Genomic DNA, 21,034 nt, shown 5'->3' on the forward strand with positions numbered 1-21,034 from the left:
AATATAAAAAGGATAGCTGGCTAGCTATCCTTTTGCTCTTCTTTTAGATTGTCAAAATTGATTTTATAGATGTAGCTTGAATCTGAAGTGTCTGCAGGTGGGACAGTACTAAAAAATGCTGTATTTAGACTAGGACTATAAAAAATATTCTTATCTAAAACCTGTCCTAATAAATCAAGTTCTTTTTTCTTTGAATTATAAATGTAAACATTATAATCAGTAGAGGAACTATCCTTACTTACTATCAAGACATTTTCCTGATCAATAGTTATAAATTTTCTAACATCGCAATCAGCAAGGGGTTTTTCTTCGTTTTCATGTAAATCATATAAATATAACTCGTATTTATCTTCTTTTCCTATCTTTTTAGTATATAATAGCTTATCTTCACTAATAAAATCACAGCTAAGGCCATAATCTATTTTCTTTAATCTTTTTTCGTTTTTTTTGATATAAATAGTTGGTAAATCATTATCAGTGTTTTTTTCAATAAATGCAAAATTGTCATCGTATACATCGAAGCTAGAAACATTTAGCTTTACTTTTAATAGAACTTCTGGTTCGTTTTTCAATATATCAAAAATAATTATTGAAGATTTTTGGCTTTCATCATTATTTATTGCATATAGCAGGTTGTTGTTTTTCCATTCAATATTCCAGGTATGTTTATAATCTATTGGCGTAATCTTTTGTATTAGTTTACTTTCTAAGTCTGCTATATATAAATCTGTAAGCTTTCCGTTATGTTCAATAACTGCTAATTTTTTTAAATCAGGGCTGAATTTAGCAGAATAAATAAAATTATGTGTTGAATAGGCTTTTTGTTTTTCTGAGTTATTGATATCATATATCCAAATATTTTCTAAATCACCATCTTCAACAGTTTCTTTTTGGACATAAGCTAATAGCTTATCATTAGCGAAATCTAAGATTTTTCCTTTTCCTATTGTGTCTGATAACAAAGTTGGCTTTGCTTCAATAATTTCTCCATTATCTGAATTTACCTTTGCATTAAACATATACAGAGGACTACTAGGATCATCTTTTATAAATGTATTATTTAGCTTTATATTCCATATGTATTCGTTATTTTCTTTTGATAAAACTACACTAGGCATAGTATTATTAGCGTATTTAAACTGTGTATATATTTTATTAAGAACTTGTGTCTTGTCAAATTTAATATTAATAGGTTTATAATTAATAGGTACTATATTAAATTTCAAATTCTTTAGCTCAGCGTCTTCTATGTTTTTAATTGCAAGCGTAATTTGAGGAACTACTATATCTGATTTTCCCCATTCCTTTTTTACAGATGTATATATATTAACCTCATTGTTTACTCTAGATATACCATCTATATCAGCCATAGAGCACTCTACAGCACCTAAGTTTACCATAAAGAATCTACCACTTTCTTTTTCAAGTAATTCAACATTTGGTATAATAGATTGAAATCCCTTTGACAAAATAGTTTTTTCTATTTTATATTCTAGATTTACTTCTGCAGTAGTAGAAAGGCTTGAGTCAATAGAGGATATATCTTTTTTAGTCCCACAAGCAGTTAATGTCAACATCAACGACAAAAATAATATCTGTTTCTTCATCAAAAACTCCCCCCACAATTTTATATATTCAACAATAAATTTGAATAACCTGCCTAAATAAATAAAAAACTTTTAAATTATTATTGTTTTTTCATATATTGACTTATATAGGTACAAAATATATAATTAATACGAACAAATGTTCAGAATTATGCAATGAAAATTTTAATTGTGTGATATATATTATTAATTATCACTAACTGAGGTGATATTGTGAATAAGTTTAAAATAAAATCTGAATTTAAACCTACTGGTGATCAGCCAAAGGCTATTGAACAGTTAGTTTACGGAGTGAGCAGCAATCTTATGCATCAGACACTTTTAGGAGTAACAGGGTCTGGGAAAACTTTTACAATGGCAAATATTATTGAAAAAACTCAGAAACCAACTCTTGTAATTGCACACAATAAAACATTAGCTGCACAGCTTACAAGTGAATTCAAGGAATTTTTCCCTGATAATGCTGTAGAATATTTTGTTAGCTATTATGATTATTACCAGCCAGAGGCATATGTACCCCATACTGATACTTATATTGAAAAAGATGCATCAATAAATGATGAAATAGATAAACTAAGGCACTCTGCTACAGCGGCTTTGTTTGAGAGAAGAGATGTAATAATAGTAGCTAGTGTTTCTTGTATATATGGATTAGGCGATCCGATTGATTATGAAAACCTAGTTTTATCATTAAGACCTGGAATGATAAAAGATAGAGACGAAATAATAAGAAAGCTTGTAGACATACAATATGAAAGGAACGATATAAACTTTGTTAGGGGAACATTTAGAGTAAGAGGAGATGTAGTAGAAATATTCCCAGCATCATCTAATGAACATGCAATTAGAGTTGAATTATTTGGAGATGAAGTAGAAAGATTAACAGAAGTAAATGCGCTAACAGGAGAGATAATTGGCACAAGAAGCCATATTTCCATATTTCCTGCCTCTCACTATGCTACAAGCCCTGAAAAGATTGAAAGAGCCATAAAGAGTATTGAAGAAGAGCTTGAAGAAAGATTAAAGGAATTGACAGCAGAGGATAAGCTTCTTGAAGCACAAAGGCTAAAGCAAAGAACTATGTACGATATAGAAATGCTGAGAGAAATGGGATTTTGTCAAGGCATAGAAAACTACTCAAGACATATTAGTGGCAGACCACCAGGGAGCAAACCTTATACCTTGTTAGACTATTTTCCCGATGATTTTCTCATGTTTATAGATGAATCACATGTAACTATTCCTCAGATAAGAGGAATGTATGCTGGTGATAAATCTAGAAAGACTACTTTGGTAGATTACGGATTTAGGCTTCCTTCAGCCTTAGACAACAGGCCACTTCAATTTGATGAGTTCGAGAAGCATATTAATCAAGCTATATATGTAAGTGCTACTCCTGGACCTTATGAGCTAGAGTATTCTCAACAGATTGTGGAGCAGATTATTAGACCTACAGGGTTATTAGATCCAGAAGTAGAAGTTAGGTCTACTAAGAATCAGATAGATGACTTAGTTAAGGAAATTAATATTAGAGCAAAGAAAAAAGAAAGAGTTTTAGTGACTACCTTAACTAAGAAAATGTCAGAGGATTTAACAAACTATTTTAAAGAAATAGGCATAAAGGTTACTTATTTGCATTCAGATATTAAGACTATTGAGAGAATGGAAATAATTAGGGATCTTAGAATAGGTAAATTTGATGTTCTAGTAGGCATTAACCTATTAAGAGAAGGGCTTGACCTTCCTGAGGTTTCCTTAGTAGCAATATTAGATGCGGACAAAGAAGGTTTTTTAAGATCTGAAACATCTATGGTACAGACAATAGGAAGAGCAGCTAGAAACTCAGAAGGTAAAGTAATAATGTATGCTGACAGTATAACCAATTCAATGAAGAGAGCCATAGATGAGACTAATAGAAGGAGATATATCCAAATTGGATATAACAAAGAGCATAATATTATTCCTCAAACTATTAAAAAAGGAATCAGAGATGTTATAGAGGCCACAAAGGTTGCAGAAGAACAGGATAAATATGGATTTGACGGTAGAAAAGAAATGGGTAAAGATGAATTGATGGCAACTATTAAAAACCTTGAAACTGAAATGTTTGAAGCAGCAGAGAATTTACAGTTTGAAAGAGCAGCAGAATTAAGAGATAAAATCAGTGAACTGAAGGGCAAAATGTAGTTAAAGAGTCAGATAAGAAGAACGAGGTGCAGACATGTTAAAAGATAAAATAATAATAAGAGGAGCTAAAGAACATAACTTAAAGAACATCAGCATTGAGCTTCCAAGGAATAAATTCATTGTATTGACGGGTCTAAGCGGTTCAGGAAAATCCTCACTAGCCTTTGATACCATATATGCAGAGGGACAAAGAAGATATGTAGAAAGTCTTTCTGCTTATGCAAGACAGTTTCTAGGACAAATGGAAAAGCCAAATGTAGAATATATAGAAGGATTATCACCTGCTATATCCATAGACCAAAAGACAACAAGTAAAAATCCTAGATCTACAGTTGGGACAGTAACAGAGATTTATGATTATTTAAGGCTTCTATATGCTAGAGTAGGTACGCCACATTGCTATAAATGTGGAAAGGAGATTACCTCCCAATCTATAGACCAGATGGTAGATCAGATATTGTCACTTGAGGAAAGAACTAAAATTCAATTACTTGCTCCAATTGTTAGAGGACGTAAGGGAGAGCACCAAAAAGCACTTGAAGGTATAAGAAAAGAAGGCTTTGTCAGGGTTAGAATAGATGGAGAAATGATGGAGTTAAGCGATGACATTAAGCTTGAAAAAACTAAGAAACACACAATAGAAGTAATAGTAGATAGAATAGTAGTCAAGGAAGGAATAGAGCAGAGACTAACAGATTCTTTAGAAACAGCTCTAAAGCTTTCTGATGGACTTGTAATAGTAGATGTAATGGAGAAAGAAGAACTACTTTTCAGTCAAAAACTTTCATGTCCAGACTGTGGTATAGGAATAGAAGAATTATCTCCAAGAATGTTTTCATTTAATAGCCCTTTTGGAATGTGTCCTACTTGTAATGGACTAGGAAGTCACATGAAAATAGATCCAGAGCTTGTTATTCCAAATAAAAATATATCAATAAACCAGGGTGCAATAGCCCCATATGCAAATTCTGCAGATGACACATATTATACAAAAATGTTTAGAGCCATTGCAGAATATCATAAATTTGATTTAGATGCACCTATTGGGGAAGCACCAAAAGAACTAATAGATGAAATACTTTACGGAACAGGCGAAAGAGAAGTAGACTTTGAATTTGACAGTAGATTTGGGGGTTGGAAAACCTATAAGGCACCTTTTGAAGGAGTAGTACCTAATTTTGAAAGAAGATATGGTGAAACAAACTCCGATTATATGAAAGATAAGATAGAAGAATTTATGAGTATTATTCCATGTCCCGATTGTGGAGGAAATAGGTTGAAGCCAGAGGTACTTGCAGTAACAGTAGGAGGACTTAACATATCTGAGTTTACTAATATGTCAGTAAGACAAGCAATAGGTTTTGTCAACGAGCTAAAGCTTACTGAAATGCAAGAAAAAATAGCTCACCAGATACTAAAGGAGATAAAGGAAAGATTAAATTTTCTTGTGGATGTAGGACTAGACTATCTAACATTGTCAAGAAACGCTGGGACTCTTTCAGGTGGAGAGGCACAGAGAATTAGGCTAGCTACTCAGATAGGCTCAAGCCTAGTAGGAGTGTTATATGTACTAGATGAACCAAGCATTGGGCTTCATCAAAGAGATAATGATAAGCTATTAAAGGCCCTTAGAAATTTAACAGACCTAGGTAACACTTTAATAGTAGTTGAACACGACGAAGATACTATGTATTGTGCTGACCATATAGTAGATATAGGACCAGGTGCAGGTGTCCATGGAGGGTATATAGTAGCAGAAGGTACCCTTGACGATATTAAAAACTGTGAAGACTCCATTACTGGACAGTATTTAAGCGGAAAGAAGAAAATTGAAATTCCTAAGAAAAGAAGAAAACCTAATGGGAAGTGGATTGAAATAAAAGGTGCTGCAGAGAATAACTTGAAAAATATAGATGTTAAAATACCTCTAGGAGTGTTTACATCTATTACTGGAGTTTCTGGATCAGGTAAAAGCACCTTGATAAATGAAATATTATACAAAAGCCTAGCCCAAGAACTATATAGATCTAAAGACAAACCCGGAAAGCATAAAAAAATTCTTGGAATTGAACATATTGATAAGATTATTGAAATTGACCAATCACCTATAGGAAGGACTCCTAGATCAAACCCTGCAACCTATACAGGAGTTTTTGACCAAATTAGAGATCTATTTGCTATGACTCCTGAGGCTAAAGCTAGAGGATATAGCAAAGGAAGATTTAGCTTTAACGTAAAAGGAGGAAGATGTGAAGCTTGTAAGGGTGATGGTATATTAAAAATCGAGATGCACTTCCTTCCAGATGTATATGTTCCTTGTGAAGTATGTAAAGGAAAGAGATATAATAGGGAAACTTTACAAGTAAAATATAAAGGGAAAACTATATCAGATATTCTAGATATGACTGTAGAAGGAGCCCTAGAGTTTTTTGATAGCATACCAAGTATAAAGAGAAAAGTAGAGACTATGCATGAAGTAGGACTTGGCTATATTAAACTAGGTCAGCCTTCTACTCAATTGTCAGGTGGAGAAGCGCAGAGAGTAAAGCTAGCCACTGAGCTTAGCAAAAGAAGTACAGGAAAAACCCTATATATACTAGATGAACCTACGACAGGTCTTCATACTGCAGATATACACAAATTAGTGAAAGTATTAAACAAGCTTGTTGATTTGGGAAATGCTGTAGTAGTTATAGAGCATAATTTAGATGTTATCAAAACTTCAGACTATATTATTGATTTAGGTCCAGAAGGTGGAGATAAGGGCGGAACAATAATAGCACAAGGGACACCAGAAGAAATATGCAGAGTCAAAGAATCATACACTGGGCAATTCCTAAAAAAAGTGTTAGAAAAATAGAGTAATTGTATAAACCCCTTAATTTTGTCAAAACTCATAGTATAAACAAATTAGGGGGTTTTTTATTATGAAAAAAAGTTTAATAATTATATTAGTCGGAATAATTCTATTATTGTCAGCTACATCTTTTGCAGGAGGATATTTTAAAAGAATAGATGTTTTAATCAATGGAGCTAAAATAGAAATTGATAGAGAAATAATTGATACTGATACTGAGCCTTTCATATACAATAATAGAACATTTATTCCTATAAGGGCTGTTGCAGAAGGTTTAGGATGCGAAGTAAAATGGGACGACAAAACTAACAAAGTCATTATAAACAAATACAAAGATTTTCCGGAATGTGATTATTTGAACGGAGAGATATTTGTATATGGCTTAATAACTAAAATAGACTTTGAAAGCAGAACTATAGAACTAGAACAGCATATTGACGATAACAGCATAGAAATCACTCCCATATTGCCCGTAAAAGAAGATGTTGTAATAATTATTCAGAGAAATGATAAAACCATAAATATTGAATTTAGTGACTTGAAATGCGGAGATGTATTAGGAGCAGTTATTGATAAAGATGGATTTATTAGAGGAATTATAATGTCATTATAAAGCAGGGGTACGGGGTTGTTGCTTCATTGAAACCAACAACCCCGTTACCTATTTTACGTTTTCTGTCATTACCCATTCATTTTTTAAAATTCCCATAAACAAAGTATCAGTATATTTTCCATCTATAAAGTAATTTTCTCTTATTCTACCTTCTTCTATAAATCCACATTTCTTATAGCATTTTATAGCTCTTTTATTGTATGCTCGTACCTCTAGGTCCAATTTATGAAGATTTAACTTATTAAAAGCGAATTCTTGAATTAATTTAATTGCTTCTGTACCATATCCCTTACCTAATTTTTCTGTATTACCTATTACTATGCCTAAAGTACCAACTCTATTTACCCAATCGATTTTGATAAGGTCGATTTGACCTATGTATTCTTCCGTCTCTTTATTGGCTATAATAAAACCCTTCATACCAGAACTTCCATCTAACATGCTATTTAGGAAGCTCTCTGTAGCATTCATTGTATGTGGATATAAAAATATATGGCTCAAATGTTGTGTAATTTCTAAGTTATTCACCCATTTTCTTATGTAGGTCAAATCTTCTTTTCTATATTCTCTTAAAATAATTCTTTTGCCAGTTAAAATAGGCATTTCTCTCACCCCTTATTATTTTATAGTATTATACCATAGTGTGATAAGTAAAAATAGTAGAAGTTTTACTTATGAATTGACACCAAACATGACACCATATATAATGATATTAAGGGGTGTTAAAATTGTCCAAATGGCAAAAACTATTAAATAAAATAACCAGTATGTCAAAGGATGTCAGATTTTCTGAAATTAAGAAAATACTTGAAAGCTATGGTTATGCTGCTAGTAATCCTAGTAGTGGTAGTAGTCATTGGACATTTAGGAAAAAAGGTAAATTTCCTATTACCATACCTAAGAATGAACCTATTAAGTTGACATATGTTAGAATGGTTAAGGAAATTATTGAAAGTGAGGAGAGTTAGAGTGAAAGATTTAGATTATTATATGAATTTAAACTATAAAATAGAAATTGTGAAAGAGGAACTAGAAGACGGATATGTAATTTCAATACCAGAATTAAAGGGATGCATAACTACTGCAGGTAATATTGAAAATGGTATGAAACTTATTGAAGATGCAAAGAAAGAATGGATAAAAGCAGCAATAGAAAGTGGATATGAAATTCCAGAACCTAATTCCATAGAAAAATATTCAGGACAATTTAAGCTTAGAATTCCTAAATCATTGCATAAGGACCTTGCAGAAAAATCAAGGCAAGAAGGCATTAGTATGAATCAGTATTGTTTGTATCTACTAAGCAAGAATATTACAAGCCATGAGATTGGAGATGAAAAATTATAAAAGTGAATAAATCACTCTATAAAAATATCCAATTTAGAGAAGAAGCGAAAAAAACTGGACACATTAATGAAGATAATAAATCTATTCATTGAATATTAGGAGAACTCAAATAGGAGTTCTTTTTTTGTACCTAAATAGCATTTCCAAATCCCTACTATATTCAACAAATATTTGGAGGAAATAGATAATGTTTGTAGAATTATATTATAAGGTGATTTTATGGGATATATATCTAATATATACAAAATAGACCAAATTAAAAATCAATATAATGGTTTTCCATTAATTAGTTGTGTTTCATTAAAGATTACAATAAGCATCTTTCATGATTACACAGTAATACCATTAGGAGAACTTCTTTCTTCTGTTTTAACAAAATATCAACCTGATGAAAGGCTTTACTTAATAGAATCTGAAATAGAAAAAATATTGTCTAATTTAAAAACTAATAAATTATTAATCAAGAATATAGACATTCTATTTAATCCAGACTATAGGCTTGATATCTTAAGACTTTTTATTAAACTATCGAGAAATAGAAGCATAGTTATACAATGGCCAGGGGAACTTGATATTAATAGTCTAATATATTCTAAACCGGAATATAGAGACTATAGAAAATATGATATTAAAGACTATGATGTAATATGTTTAAAATAGGGGAGGGGGACCATTGAAATATTCAGAATTAATTAATTTTAATCCAATCGAAACCGTTATTGAGCTAAAATCAGCTGGAAGCAAAGATAAGGCAATAAATTTAGTTGAATCCTATGTTATTTCGAATGAAATGGCTGAAAAGCTCGATGCTGGACTAATAAGTCAAATTCAATTGGAGGAAGTAGTAGACAATAAAGGGGTACTTATAGTAGGTAACTATGGAACAGGTAAAAGTCACTTAATGTCAGTTATATCATCTGTAGCAAATGATGAGAATTATCTAAAATATATAAGAAACAAAGAATTTTCAAAATATCTGGAACCAATTGCTGGTAAATTCGAAGTACTGAGAATTGAATTAGGAGCTGTAGACAATAGTCTTAGAAATATAATAACAAAAGAAATAGAAGACGATTTATCTAAGAGAGGAATAAACTATAAATTTCCTCATAGTTCAACATTGACCAATAACAAAGGTGCACTAGAAGCCATGATGAGTTCCTTTGAAGCCAAATATCCTAATAAAGGATATCTAATAGTAATTGATGAGCTATTAGATTATTTGAAGACTCGCAGGGAACAAGAAATAATGCTAGACTTAGGGTTTTTAAGAGAAATAGGAGAGTTTATAAAAAACTCAAGACTTAGAATAATCTCAGGCGTGCAAGAACAACTATTTAGTAATCCTACTTTTTCATTTGTATCAGATACTATGAGTAAAATAAAAGATAGATTCGAGCAGGTAATAATAAGAAAAAAAGATACAGCATTTGTAGTATCAGAAAGAATATTGAGTAAAACTCCAGAGCAAAAAGCAAAAATAAGAGAGCATATACTGCCTTACTGTGTTTTATATAAGGAAATGTCAGAAAGAATAGAAGATTATGTAGAACTATTTCCCATCCATCCTGCTTATATAGATGTATTTAATAAAGTTCATATAGCAGAAAACAGACATGTATTAAAAACCATATCAACCACCGTAAATAGTATCTTGGATAAGGATGTACCGGATAATGCACCTGGAATCATATCCTATGATACATACTGGTCATTTATTAAAGACAATTATGCAAGAAGGTCAGATCAAGAAATAAGGGAAGTACTAGAAAAAAGCGAAATACTAGAAGAAAAGATTGCTAAAACATTTCCAAAACAGCAGTACAAAGGACTTGCACTAAAAATAATTTATGCATTAAGCGTTCATAGACTTACTACAGGTGGTATAGATGTACGACTTGGGCTAACTGCTGAAAACTTAAAAGATGACCTATGCTTATATATAGAAAATCTACCGGAAAAAGACCCAGAGTTTTTACTATCTATAATTAAGGTTGTTTTGAAAGATATTATGGTACTAGTTAGTGGACAGTTTATAGAATATAACAAAGAAAACCAACAGTACTTTTTAGATTTAAAAAAAGATATTGACTATGATGCCAAGATAGAAGATAAAGCTAATTTTTTAGAGGATATTAGCTTAAATAAATATTATTATTCCATAGTTTATGACTTATTAGATTGGGATGAAGAAAAGGCAGTTCCAAGTTATGAAATATATGAATACCAGCTTAATTGGGATAGTCACAATGTATATAGGAGAGGATATCTATTTTTAGGTATTCCAAATGAAAGGTCAACAGCACAACCGCCAAGAGACTATTATATGTATGTACTACCCCCCTTTGGCAATGTAGAATATACAGATGAACTAAAAGAAGATGAAGTATTTTTTGAGCTTAAACTAGATGAAGAATTTTATAATAATCTAAAGCTATATTCTGCATCAAAGGAATTACTTAACTTAGCATCAGATCAAAACACAAAAAACATTTATTCTAAGAAAGCAGCAGCATATGAAAAAAATCTAAAGCAATGGCTTAATGAAAATAAAAATACTTTTTATAATGTAATTTACAAAGGAGTAAAACAGCAGCTTATTCAGCTAACCCACGGCTTAACAAGACAAACTAATTTTAAAGATACTATAGATAAAGCTGCTTCTATTTGCCTAGAAGAATATTTTATAGGAATGTATCCGGATTTCCCTGTATTTAAAGTAAAAATCACAAAACATAATCAAGCAGAATTGATGCTTAGGGCAATAAAACATTTTGCAGGACAGAAAGCAAGTGATAGTACAGCTATCTTAGAAAGTTTTGGTTTAATTAAAAATGGCAATATAGATTTAGAAAACTCCAAATATGCTATGGAACTAGTTAAAAAAATGAAGACCCTTCCACCACAGGGCGTTCTAAACAGAATTGACATCTTAGAAGATAAATATGATGAAACCCTAGATAAGAGATTTAAAATAAATAATGAATACTATATTGTAGTGCTATTAGCTTTAGTGTATTCAGGCTATGCAAATCTAGCACTAGGAGATACTGTACTAACAGCTTCAAACTTAGAAAAACTGCTTACACTAGGAAACTCCCATATACATGAATTCAAGTACCTAGCCAAGCCTAAAGAAGCATCCATAGTAGAACTAAAAAGACTACTTAAAATATTAGGTTTACCTACTGGAATGACAGTAAACAATAGAGAGCTAGAAAAAGGATTAGATAGAATACTGGCCAGAACTAGAGAAGTAGCAGAACAAGCTTTAAAATATAAGACATATATAAATAAAGAGCCAGTTTTATGGGGAGAAGCACTTATACCAGAACATATTAAGAAAATATATGAGCTTAAAATTAGTCAAGTACTAAATGAATTTGGCAACTTTAGAAATAGATACAACACAGTGGCCAAACTAAGCAATTTAAATCTTACTTTTGACCAATTAGATGAAATAGAAGAAGGCATGAATTATATGGCCATAGTATCTGAATATGAAATATTTAAAGCTAATTCAGATGCATTAGTATCCTATATTGCCAATGTAGAAAATTCAGAGATACCTGATGATTTGAGAGATAAAATTGACAAAGGCAAAGCTCAGTTCTTTAGAATTAGAGATAATATAAGAGAAGGTATAAATGGAGAAGCAGCAGCTACAAAGCTAAAAAGTATATTAACTCCAATTAAAGAAGAGTATATAGAATATTACTTTGATAAACATAATAAAGCTAGGCTAGGACACAGTGAATCTAAGAAAAAAGGTCAAATAATGAGTTCTAGATTATTATCAAACTTAAAAAAACTAACTGAAATTAAAGATATTTCACAGAAAAACAAACTGGACAATTTAGAAAAACAGTTAAGCTCCTTACAAACCTGTTTTGAATTAAGCACAAGCGATTTGCAGAAATCTCATATATGTAATAAATGCAGGTTTACTTTATCTGAAACTAATCCTACTGTAACAGGCATGCTAGAATCAATAGAAAACAATTTAGAAAAACTATTAGAAGATTGGACAAAGGCACTTTTACTGGCACTTGAAGATAATTTAATTATGGAAAACAAGTCACTTCTAAAACCAGAACAGCAAAAGCTTGTAGATAATGTTATTAAAGAAAAAGCATTGCCAGAAGAAATAGATGGATTCTTTGTTAATACCTTTAATACATTATTCCAGGGACTAGATAAACTAAATATAGACATGTGGGAAATGATGGATGAAATTCAAAACCTAGGACCAAGTACAGTTAATGACTTGAAAAACAAGCTTTTAACTTATATAGATGAAAAGGTTAAGGGTAAAGACTTAAATAAAGTAAGAATCATAATTACATATGATTCAGACAAGAAAAAGGATTTTATCATAGCAGAAAATAATAATGGTGAGGAGAATGTTCTATGAAATTGACTAAAGAAGATTTAGACAAGGTAAGGCATATAGAAGGCTTTCCCATAGGCACCGATGAGGATATAATAGCACTTTCTGCTCCACCTTATTATACTGCATGCCCCAACCCATTTATAGAGGATTTTATTAAGAAACATGGTAAGCCATATGATGAAGAGACAGACGATTATAGAAGGGAGCCCTTTGCAGCAGATGTAAGCGAAGGGAAAAATGATCCCATATACAATGCCCACAGCTATCATACAAAAGTACCCCATAAGGCTATTATGAGATATATACTTCATTATACAGAGCCAGGAGATATAGTATTTGATGGATTTTGTGGAACAGGAATGACAGGAGTTGCTGCACAGATGTGCGGCAATCCTGATGCTGATTTAGAGTTTAAATATAAAATAGAAAAGGAAATGCCCTATGTAAAATGGGGAGCTAGAAAAGCAATACTAAATGATTTATCTCCAGCAGCCACCTTTATAGCATATAACTACAATACTCCAGTAGACGTAGCAGAATTTGAAAAAGAAGCAAATAGAATATTAGATGAATGTGAAAAAGAGCTAGGTTGGATGTATGAGACAAATCATATAGATGAAAATGGCAATCAAGTATATGATATGACGGGATCAGTAAAAGGAAAGATAAACTATACTGTATGGTCAGATGTTTTTATATGCTCTACATGTGGTGGGGACATTGTATTTTATGATGTAGCTGTTGACAGCACTGGTAAGGTTAAAGACGAATTTAATTGCCCAATCTGCAATTCTATATTAAAGAAAAGAGATTTACAGAAAAAAATCGAAATTATTCACGATGAGAAAACTAATGAAATTATTGAGAGAGCTATGCAAGTTCCTGTGTTAAAAGTGTACAACTTAGGAAACAAAAAATATGAGTCAAGAATTACTAACGTAGATGTAGAAATTATTAATCAGATTAGCAATAAAAATTTTACCAATATTGATCATCCAATAGATTTAATGTTATTTAAGGAAGGCAAATGGGGAGATATATGGAGAGCTGGTTATCATCAAGGCTATTATAGAGTTCATCATTTTTATAGTAGAAGGAATTTATTTGCTCTTTCAAAAATACGGAAAAAAATAAACGAAGTGAGGGATATATCAATAGGTAGTCTATTAAAATTTTGCTTTACTGGAGCTATTTTAAGGTTAAATAGAACTAATAAATATCTTCCATCATTAAAAATGGCTCCTGGTCCAATAATGGGTATGTTATATATACCATCTTTATATCCGGAACTTAATGTTTTTAATGGTTACAGAAATAAAGTAAAGAATATTTTAAATTATGCTCAAAACAATAAAAATGAACTAAATAATTTTTTGGTTACAACACAAAGTTGTGACGATGTTAACAATATTCCAAATAACTCTGTAGATTATATATTTACAGATCCACCATTTGGAGATAATATTATGTATTCAGAAAGCAATTTTTTATGGGAATCTTGGTTGAAGGTATTTACAAATGTTACCCCAGAGGCAATTATAAATAAAACTCAAAACAAAGGACTATTAGAATATCAAGAGCTAATGACTAAATGCTTTGAAGAATACTATAGGGTATTAAAGCCTAATCGCTGGATGACAGTAGAATTTCACAATTCAAAAAATTCAGTATGGAATGCTATTCAAGAATCACTTCTAAGAGCAGGTTTTATTATAGCAGATGTTAGAACTCTAGATAAAAAACAGGGAAGCTTTAAACAAGTAACTACTACATCAGCAGTAAAGCAGGACCTAGTCATTTCAGCCTACAAACCAAAAGATAGCTTTAAAAAGCGAATACTAAAAAAAGCTGGAACAGAGGAAACAGCTTGGGATTTTGTGAGAGAACATTTAGAGAAGCTGCCAGTAGTTGTTCAAAAGAATAATATGATAGAAATAGTTAGGGAACGTGAAGCCTATCTTTTATTCGACAGAATGGTTGCTTATCATATAATGAATGGACTAGCTGTCCCTATAGATGCATCAGATTTTTATAAAGGATTAGATGAAAGATTCTTAAAGCGAGACGGAATGTATTTCTTACATGACCAGATAAATGAGTACGACAATGCTAGGATTATTTCAGAGCTAGAGCCTATACAGTTTAGTCTCTTTGTAAATGATGAAAAAAATGCTATAGCTTGGTTATATCATCAGCTTGAAGAGCCTCAGACCTATAGCCAACTCCAGCCTAAATTTATGAAAGAGGTTAATGCAGCCAAGCATGAAAAGATACCAGAACTAAGTGAACTATTAGAAGAGAACTTCCTACAGGATGAAGAAGGCAGATGGTATATACCTGATCCAACTAAATCAGGAGATATTATAAAATTGAGAGAAAAGAGGCTATTAAAGGAATTTGAAGAATACTTAGTAGGCAAAGGCAAGCTAAAAGTATTTAGAACAGAAGCAGTAAGAGCAGGCTTTGCTAAACTATACAGGGACAAAGATTATAATAACATAGTTAAAGTAGCAAATAGACTTCCTGAAACTGTTATTCAAGAAGATGACAAGCTTTTAATGTACTATGATACAGCACTTTCTCGAGTGGAGTGATACTTTTGTTTAATATTGGCGATTATGCTTATGATCTAATAAAAAATGAGAAGGTAAAAATCCTTGAAAGAAGCGAAATATGGGGTTTTGTTTCCTACAATGTATATAATTTACTAAGCCATGAAATATATAAGCTTAACTCTGAGCAAATAGGACAAAATACAGATTTAATGTATTATGACGAATATTATGTCAGGTATATGGCTATCCTTGGGAAGATAAAAAATGAGACTTCCCAAGGAATTTTGTCATCCTTAAGTAGTGGAATCATTCCTCTACCACATCAATTACATGTCCTAAATCGTGCAGTTTCAAATAACAACATTAGATATATATTAGCAGATGAAGTTGGTTTAGGTAAAACTATTGAAGCTGGTCTTATTATTAAGGAACTTAAGGCAAGAGGATTAGTTAAAAGAATTTTGGTGGTTTGCCCAAAGGGATTAGTAACTCAGTGGGAACAAGAGATGGCTGAAAAATTTGGAGAGAAATTTCATGTAATTTTACCTTCTGATTATGAAACTATTAGGAAAATAACTGGCAATGAAGATATATATGGGCAGTTCCAACAGGTAATTAGTCCAATGGATTCTATAAAACCATTGGAAAGCAGAGCTGGATGGAGTAAGGAGAAAATTGAGCAATACAATGAGGATAGAATACTAGCCATTGTAAATAGTGGATGGGATTTAGTTATTATAGATGAGGCTCATAGAGTGGCTGGTAGTACAGGAGATGTTTCAAGACATAAACTTGGAAGACTGCTATCAAAATCTAGTCCATATTTATTGCTATTAACTGCTACGCCCCATTCAGGAAAAACTGAGCCGTTTTTAAGATTAATTAGATTATTAGATGAGAAGGCATTTCCAAGCTACAAGGCCATAATAAAGGAACAGGTAGCACCTTTTGTCATTAGAAATGAAAAACGAGAAGCCATAGACAATGAAGGTAACAAATTATTTAAAAATAGATTTACTAAGGTTGTACAAATTCACTGGGATGAAAGACATTCCATGCAGCTTAAGCTGTATGAAATGGTTACTGAATATGTAAGGGATGGATACAACAAAGCATTTAAAGAAAAGAAATATTATATAGGATTTTTAATGGTTTTGATGCAAAGGTTGGTTACCAGCAGTACAGCTGCCATTAAAGAAAGTATTGAGAAAAGAATAGAAATTTTAGAATCTCAAAGAGATAAAATAAGCTCTTTATCTTTTGATGATTTAGTAGAAATAGATTTGGAAGATAAGCTGGATGAAGCTTTAGAAGTCATTTCTTTAGACATTAAGGAAGAGATATTACAACTAAAGGCTATATGTAATTTGGCTAAGCAAGCAGAATATCAATATTTAGATGCAAAGATAGAAGCACTATTAAATATATTAGATCAGATAAAAAGTGAAACAAATAATCCAAAGGTGATTATCTTTACAGAATTTGTTGCTACTCAGTCTTACCTTAGCAATATGTTGAAATCAAGAGGCTATACTGTATCATTAATTAATGGCAGTATGGATATAGATATGAGAAACGTAGCACTTAGGGAGTTTAAGGATAAAAATGACATTTTAATTTCTACAGATGCTGGAGGAGAAGGGCTAAACCTTCAATTTGCTAATATAGTAATTAATTATGATTTACCATGGAATCCTATGAAGATTGAACAAAGAATAGGAAGGGTAGATAGAATAGGGCAAAAGCAAGATGTATATATCTATAATTTTATTATAGCTGAAACTATAGAAAATAGGGTCAGAACTGTTTTAGAGGACAAACTTTCTGTTATATTAAGCGAAACTGGCATAGACAAGCTAGCAGATGTATTAGACAATGAATTGGCAGATGTTGATTTTTCTCAGGTGTATATTAGGTCAATTAGAAGTCCAGAGGATATTGATTACAATATCAGCAAAATGGAAGAAGATATAAGAAAACAGGTAATAACTGCCAATGAGTATAGAGAACTATTAAGAGAAAATAAAAAATTGGAGATAACTTCAGAGGGCTTTGGTGGTTTTGAGTTGGAGAAATCATTATATAGGATGCTGAATTCATATAATTTATGGAAAAATGGTAAAATGATTTTGCTTCATAATATTAATATTAATGATGAAGAAGTAATTATGCATCTAAATCAAGATAATTATTGGTCTAAGGAAGAGAAAATACCTTCTATTACTATTAAGGACCTTCCAAATGAAAAAGGTTATTTTTCTTTATGGGAATTGTCAATAAATGATGATTTACAGAGTAGAAAAATATTACCTATATTCATTAATGATGATATGATTATAAGACCTTTTTCAGGAAGAAGAATATGGGAAGAGTTTTTAAAGGCAGATTCAATAATAACTGTAGATAATAATATAACAGTTGATAGCACTATAATGGAAAGCATATTTGATTTAGCTGAAGAGGCTGCTTATGACACCTTCCTTGAGTTAAAAGCACAATATGAAGAGAAAAATGAAGAGAGATATAGAAAATACTCATATGCATTAAGTCTTAGGAAGGAAGCTGCTAAGAGGATTGGTATTGAAAATATTAGAAAATCAAGATTGAATTCATTAGAAGCTGAGGAAAAAGAAATCGCTTTGGATTACGAAAGAAATAAGAATATTTGTCCAGTATTTAAACCTGTTTTCATGTCTAGAATGGAGTGATACTATGTTTTTTGAGCATTTAAAAGCAGAACTTGGCCTTGGTATTCATGAACGAATTATGATTTATGATAAAAATAAGATTATTAATCAAGAACATATATCACTTCTAAGGGATAAATATAAGTACAATATAGTGTATTATCGGGATGTGGAGGAATTTAGATATATATTTGAAACACAAATTAAAAAAAATAAAGATAGATATCTAGTATTATTGTATTCAGATATTTATATTCCATATGATGTTAGGCAGGAGTTTAATTTTATGGAAATATCTTATGGCAATATATTTTATAAGTTAAATTCCTATGTATTGAATAATCATCCTATTTTCGATATGGAGCTATTATATATATCCCATGAAAATTTATATAGGGATATTAGTTCTGAAAAGGAAACTGAGAAGTTCCTAGAAGAAGAAATGTACTCAGATGAAAATGTAAGCGAATATATGAAGTATTTAAAGGAAGAAATAGAAAAAGAAATTTCAGAAGCAGATAACTATTCAAGATGGCTTAAAATAGGAACATTATTTGCCAAGTATGAGTATGTAAAGCATAAAATTAGTTATTTTATAGATGATTATGAGTTTATTAATGATTTGCAAACTAAATTCAGGGATTTTATCTTTGATAATTATAAATCCTTATCTAGTGTATCAGCTTATAATGCACCTGTATTACTTAATCGTGTGTTAGATCACATATTTATACATTCAACAAAACCTGCATTGATTGTTATGGATGGAATGTCTATAGAAGATTGGTTAATTATATCTGAGGATTTAAAGGGAGTAAGTTATGGATTCAATACATCATTTGCAATTATTCCTACTATAACAGCTATTTCTAGACAAAGTATGTTATCAGGTGAGTTGCCAGCATTATTAAAAAGTCCTTTTAACTTAAATAATGAAAAGACTTTGTTTTTTGATAAATGTATAGAAAATAACTACAAAGATTATGAAATTAAATACTATAGGGGATATGATTTTCAGATTGATACTAGGGATAAATGTATTTGTGTTATAATAAATGACATAGATGATTTAATTCACAGTCAAAAACAGGGCAATGCTGGTATGTATAGAGATGTCCAATTGCTTTCTAAATCAGGTAAGCTATTAAATATGATAAAAAAACTATATAATGAGGGTTTTGATGTATTTATTACATCTGACCATGGTCATAAAGAATGTGTTACTATTGGTACACCTAAGGGAGCAGGAGTAGAGGTCCAGACAAAATCTAAAAGAACTTTGGTATTAAAAGAGTTTGGAGATTACCATAGACTTATGGAGGAGCTTAATTTATTTGAATACTCATCTTTTTATTTACCTAAAGACTATAGATATTTAATTTGTCAGCATGACGAAGCTATGGGGATAAAAGGAGAAAAGATTGTATCTCATGGGGGAACTAGCTTACAAGAAGTAATTGTTCCATTTATAAAAATTAAAGGAGTCGAAGCATGAGCAAAATAATTGGAATGTCAAGAAATATTAAATTAGAATGGTTAAATCAAGCGGCTAATTTTTACATTTCTGGTAAAACTGAAGCAGAGATTAAGGAAAGTTTAAATGATTATCTATCCTATGAAATTAAAAGTGCTATAAATTTAAGAAAAACTAGAGAAATATTGATGAATATATGGGTAAGAGACTTAGAAAATATGCAGGGAACTAAGGAATATGCTGTTAGGTTATACAACACTGGGAATAAGGAAAACATTTTATTAGCTCATTGGTGTTTAATGATTCTAGTATATCCTGTATTTGCAGATATTTGCTGCACAATAGGAAAGATGTATAATAAAATGTTTGACATAACTAATAAGGAAATAAAAAATAGAATGTTTGATGTATGGGGTGAAAGGTCTACTCTCTACCATTCTATAGATAAAAACATTAAAACTCTTAAAGATATTGGAGTTTTAACAGTATTACCTAAGAATCAATATGGAGTAAAGAAATATAAAATAAATGATAAAAATGGTTTGGTACTCATTACAAATACATTGACTCATATAAAAGATAAATTATATTTATCTGCTGATGAACTAAGAAACAACCCTATATTTTTCCCTTTTGAATATGATATTACCTTAAATATCTTAGAGGAAAGTCAACTTTTCATGTTTGATAAATTTGGGGGAGAAGTGGTAGTTAGTAGAAGGGAATAAGCGTGGAAGTTTTTTGCTTCAAGCACAGTAAGTTTAAATATATATTTGAATAATATGGTATAATATAGATGAAGTAATCAGCTCATAAATAAATTTAAGGATGTGTTTATATGTCCATTCCTAAAAAGAGAATTTTAGAATTAGTTGAAGGTTTGACTGAAGAAAAACTTGGTAAAGTAATTAGCTTTATAAAGTTTATTAAAGAAGAGGAAGAGCCAGTACTATTACTTGAGCCAGAAGATGAAAAGGAAATTATAAAAGTTTTGGAAGAAGATGACTGGTATAGCTCAGATGAAGTAAAAAAAATGATTGAGGACAAGGAAAATGATTAGAATCACCTATTCAAAAAATTCTAAAAAAGTTCTCGATTCTTATGATAAAAAAACATCATTGAGAATAGTAAAGGCTATAGAAAACATCCCACTTGGCGATATTAAAAGACTTGAAGGAAATAATGTGCCACTTCTTTATAGGCTTAGAATTGGAAAACATAGGGTCATTTATTTTTATCCAGATAACTATAACATTAGGATATTAAAGATAGATACAAGAGGAGATGTATACAAATAGAAAGGCGAAGTGTGGG

15 protein-coding genes are annotated in these 21,034 nt (G+C 31.0%); 13 read left to right on the forward strand and 2 right to left on the reverse strand.

The genetic code is table 11. From position 1 onward, the window contains the following. Positions 1-20: 20 nt before the first annotated feature. Positions 21-1,607, reverse strand: a complete 1,587-nt coding sequence (locus tag ABV008_RS04830) for a hypothetical protein (RefSeq protein ID WP_352418687.1) — start codon at positions 1,605-1,607, stop codon at positions 21-23. A 213-nt stretch (positions 1,608-1,820) separates the two neighbouring features. Between ABV008_RS04830 and uvrB the strand changes: the two genes are divergently transcribed. The 3 genes from uvrB (at position 1,821) to ABV008_RS04845 (ending at position 7,264) form a co-directional block, all read left to right on the forward strand. Beyond that, positions 1,821-3,794, forward strand: a complete 1,974-nt coding sequence (gene uvrB / locus ABV008_RS04835) for an excinuclease ABC subunit UvrB (protein ID WP_352418688.1) — start codon at positions 1,821-1,823, stop codon at positions 3,792-3,794. 34 nt (positions 3,795-3,828) lie between these two features. Then, positions 3,829-6,654 (forward strand): excinuclease ABC subunit UvrA, encoded by a 2,826-nt coding sequence (gene uvrA / locus ABV008_RS04840; protein ID WP_352418689.1) that lies wholly within the window; start codon positions 3,829-3,831, stop codon positions 6,652-6,654. Between the two features lie 67 nt (positions 6,655-6,721). Further along, positions 6,722-7,264 carry a copper amine oxidase N-terminal domain-containing protein gene (locus ABV008_RS04845; RefSeq protein ID WP_352418690.1) on the forward strand — a complete coding sequence of 181 codons (543 nt, stop codon included), beginning with the start codon at positions 6,722-6,724 and terminating at the stop codon, positions 7,262-7,264. A gap of 48 nt (positions 7,265-7,312) precedes the next feature. On the opposite strand, the gene ABV008_RS04850 is transcribed toward ABV008_RS04845, so the two are convergent. Further along, positions 7,313-7,867: a GNAT family N-acetyltransferase gene (locus ABV008_RS04850; RefSeq protein ID WP_352418691.1), complete on the reverse strand. Its 555-nt coding sequence runs from the start codon at positions 7,865-7,867 to the stop codon at positions 7,313-7,315. 125 nt (positions 7,868-7,992) lie between these two features. Between ABV008_RS04850 and ABV008_RS04855 the strand changes: the two genes are divergently transcribed. The 10 genes from ABV008_RS04855 (at position 7,993) to ABV008_RS04900 (ending at position 21,018) form a co-directional block, all read left to right on the forward strand. Next, positions 7,993-8,232 (forward strand): toxin HicA, encoded by a 240-nt coding sequence (locus tag ABV008_RS04855; RefSeq protein WP_352418692.1) that lies wholly within the window; start codon positions 7,993-7,995, stop codon positions 8,230-8,232. A gap of 1 nt (position 8,233) precedes the next feature. Further along, positions 8,234-8,611, forward strand: a complete 378-nt coding sequence (locus tag ABV008_RS04860) for a toxin-antitoxin system HicB family antitoxin (protein ID WP_352418693.1) — start codon at positions 8,234-8,236, stop codon at positions 8,609-8,611. 219 nt (positions 8,612-8,830) lie between these two features. Then, positions 8,831-9,271, forward strand: a complete 441-nt coding sequence (brxF, locus tag ABV008_RS04865; protein WP_352418694.1) for a BREX-3 system P-loop-containing protein BrxF — start codon at positions 8,831-8,833, stop codon at positions 9,269-9,271. Positions 9,272-9,284: 13 nt separating this feature from the next. Continuing rightward, the gene (locus ABV008_RS04870; protein WP_352418695.1) at positions 9,285-13,025 is read left to right on the forward strand and encodes a DUF6079 family protein; all 3,741 of its coding nucleotides are present in this window, start codon (positions 9,285-9,287) and stop codon (positions 13,023-13,025) included. Then, positions 13,022-15,598, forward strand: a complete 2,577-nt coding sequence (locus ABV008_RS04875; protein ID WP_352418696.1) for a DNA methyltransferase — start codon at positions 13,022-13,024, stop codon at positions 15,596-15,598. Before ABV008_RS04870 ends, ABV008_RS04875 begins: the two co-directional genes overlap by 4 nt. Next, positions 15,595-18,267, forward strand: coding sequence for a DEAD/DEAH box helicase (locus ABV008_RS04880; RefSeq protein WP_352418697.1), 2,673 nt, complete (start codon positions 15,595-15,597; stop codon positions 18,265-18,267). Before ABV008_RS04875 ends, ABV008_RS04880 begins: the two co-directional genes overlap by 4 nt. A gap of 4 nt (positions 18,268-18,271) precedes the next feature. Continuing rightward, the gene (locus ABV008_RS04885) at positions 18,272-19,741 is read left to right on the forward strand and encodes a PglZ domain-containing protein (RefSeq protein WP_352418698.1); all 1,470 of its coding nucleotides are present in this window, start codon (positions 18,272-18,274) and stop codon (positions 19,739-19,741) included. Next, a complete protein-coding gene (locus tag ABV008_RS04890; protein ID WP_352418699.1) occupies positions 19,738-20,448 on the forward strand; it encodes a hypothetical protein in 711 nt (236 codons plus the stop codon). The genes ABV008_RS04885 and ABV008_RS04890 overlap by 4 nt, the downstream gene beginning before the upstream one ends. Positions 20,449-20,558: 110 nt before the next feature. Beyond that, positions 20,559-20,780: a hypothetical protein gene (locus tag ABV008_RS04895; RefSeq protein WP_352418700.1), complete on the forward strand. Its 222-nt coding sequence runs from the start codon at positions 20,559-20,561 to the stop codon at positions 20,778-20,780. Beyond that, positions 20,773-21,018: a type II toxin-antitoxin system RelE family toxin gene (locus ABV008_RS04900; protein ID WP_352418701.1), complete on the forward strand. Its 246-nt coding sequence runs from the start codon at positions 20,773-20,775 to the stop codon at positions 21,016-21,018. The genes ABV008_RS04895 and ABV008_RS04900 overlap by 8 nt, the downstream gene beginning before the upstream one ends. The last annotated feature ends 16 nt before the right edge of the window (positions 21,019-21,034 follow it).

This window comes from Proteiniborus sp., assembly GCF_040308045.1.
GTDB lineage: Bacteria > Bacillota > Clostridia > Tissierellales > Proteiniboraceae > Proteiniborus.